Below are 2,043 nucleotides of genomic sequence, written 5' to 3' on the forward strand. Positions count from 1 at the left end.
GATCTTCTGGTAGCCGATTCCGTCGACCTCGGGGTAGACCGTGCGCAGAACCTCATGGCGGCCGACAACGTCCGAGACAGCCTGTTCCAGCCCCGACACGTCCAGTTTGCCGGTGAGCGTGATCGCAACCGGAACATTGTTCCCTGCCGAGTTCGTATCCAACTGGTTGAGGAACCACATGCGCTGCTGCGCCAACGACAACGGAACCTGCGCCGGACGCACCTGCGCAGTCAACGCCGCACGCGAACCACCACCAACATGAGAACCGAGTCGGGCAGCAAGCCCTTCAACGGTCGACGCCTCGAACAACTCCCGCACCGACACTGCAGCATCCAACGCCTGACCCAACCGAGACGTCACCTGCGTCGCAATCAGCGAATTACCACCGAGCGCGAAGAAATCATCATCCAAACCAACACGCTCAACGCCCAGAACATCCGCAAACGTCTGCGCCACAACCTCTTCCACCACCGACGTCGGAGCCCGGAACACCGCAACCTGCAACGACGGAACCGGCAACGCCCGACGATCCAACTTCCCGTTCACCGTCAACGGAATCGAATCCAACACCACAAACGCCGACGGCACCATGTACTCCGGCAACAACGAACCCACCGACACCCGAAGATCGTCGACCGAAACGCTCACACCCGCAGCCGAAACCACATACGCCACCAACCGCTGATCACCCGGAGAATCCTCACGAACAACCACCGCCGTCTGCGCCACCGACACATCCGCCAACACCGCAGACTCGATCTCACCGATCTCGATCCGGAACCCACGGATCTTCACCTGATCATCCGCGCGACCCAGATACTCCAGATCACCAGCACTGTTCCACGACGCCACGTCACCCGTGCGGTACAACACCTCACCAGCAGCAAAAGGACTCGCCACAAACCGCGTCGACGTCAACCCCGCCTGACCCAGATAACCCCGAGCCAACTGCACACCCGAGACATACATCTCACCCGCGACACCAACCGGCACCGGAGCCAAACGCGTATCGAGCACAAACACCTGCAGACCCGAAATAGCCTGACCCACAACACTCGCCGACGCATCCGCCGCCAACGCAGCATCCAACACACGATGGCTCACATGCACCGTCGTCTCCGTGATGCCGTACATGTTCACCAACGTCGGCGCAGAGTCACCGCGGCGGCCATACCAATCCGACAAGCGTCGAAGCTCGAGCGCCTCGCCACCGAAAACAACCCACCGCAACGACAACTCGGCAGCCAGACCGGATTCCGACGCCAACCGATCAGCCTCGGCCAACTGATAGAACGCCGACGGCGTCTGATTGAGCACCGTCACCCGCTCAGCAGCAAGCAACTCCAGGAACTGCTCCGGCGACCGCGACGTCACATAGTCCACGACGACCAACGTGCCGCCGTACAACAGCGGACCCCACAACTCCCACACCGAGAAGTCGAACGCATAACTGTGGAACATCGTCCACACATCCGACTCGTCGAACCCGTACACACTCTCGGTATTCGCAAACAACTTCGCCACCGTGATGTGCGGAACCTGCACACCCTTCGGGCGACCCGTCGAACCCGACGTGTAAATCACATACGCAACATTCGACGACCGCAACGGCGCAACACGATCCGCATCCGTCACCACCGAACCCTCGAACTCCGACACATCCACCGCGTCGATATCAACCACCGGCAAACCAGCGGGCAACACCAACTCACGCCCGGACCACGAAATCGCAGCCACCGGAGCAGCATCGGCCAACATGAACTCGACACGATCAGCCGGATACGACGGATCCACCGGCAAATACCCCGCACCGGACTTCACCACCGCCAACAACGCCACCACAAGATCAGCCGACCGCGGCAACGCCACCGCCACCAACGACTCCGGACCACAACCCTGAGCAATCAACCTGCGCGCCAACCGATTCGACCGAACCGACAACTCACCATACGACAACGACTCGCCACCGAACCGCACCGCGGTCCGATCACCAAACCGCGCAGCAGCATCATCGAACCACGCCGACAACGTCGAATCCACACC

1 protein-coding gene is annotated in these 2,043 nt (G+C 60.9%); it reads right to left on the reverse strand.

The features are described from left to right. Nucleotides 1-2,043: amino acid adenylation domain-containing protein (locus QMA15_RS32525; RefSeq protein ID WP_290289281.1), on the reverse strand; the 2,043-nt coding region annotated here is incomplete at both ends.

It is taken from the genome of Rhodococcus sp. APC 3903, from assembly GCF_030407755.1.
In the GTDB taxonomy this organism is placed as follows: Bacteria; Actinomycetota; Actinomycetes; order Mycobacteriales; family Mycobacteriaceae; genus Rhodococcus_F; species Rhodococcus_F erythropolis.